The organism is Roseomonas sp. 18066 (assembly GCF_902706185.1).
GTDB lineage: Bacteria > Pseudomonadota > Alphaproteobacteria > Acetobacterales > Acetobacteraceae > Pseudoroseomonas.
Genome location: NZ_CACSJM010000380.1, coordinates 1 through 424, shown reverse-complemented (window position 1 = coordinate 424; position 424 = coordinate 1). Strand labels below are relative to the sequence as shown.

The following is a 424-nucleotide window of genomic DNA, read 5'->3' as shown; positions in this document are numbered from 1 at the left end:
GCCTTGTCCAGGATCTTGGCCAGGACCCACGTGATGCCGAAGGAGTACACCAATACCGTGACGGTGGCCAGGGCCTGGACGCCCAGCTGTTGGAAGCCGCCGCCGTAGAACAGGCCGCTGACGCCGTTGGGCGCTTTGTCGGTGGCGAAAAGGCCGATCAGCAGGGTGCCGATGATGCCGCCCACCAGGTGGACGCCGACGACGTCGAGGGAATCGTCGAGGCCGAGGCGGAACTTCCATTCAATGGCCAGCGAGCAGACGGCCCCGGCGATGGCGCCGATGGCCAGGGCGCCCAGCGGGCTGACGGCGCCACAGGCGGGGGTGATGGCCACCAGCGCTGCGATCAGGCCGGACGCGGCGCCCATGCTGGTGGCGGCGCCATGGCGGAACCGCTCCACAAGGGCCCAGGCGAGCAGGCCGGCGG

The 424-nt window shown here is 70.3% G+C and carries 1 pseudogene; it reads right to left on the bottom strand.

Annotated elements, in window-relative coordinates:
• Positions 1 to 424 (bottom strand): annotated as a pseudogene (locus GVN67_RS29330) (ammonium transporter); the annotation flags it as partial.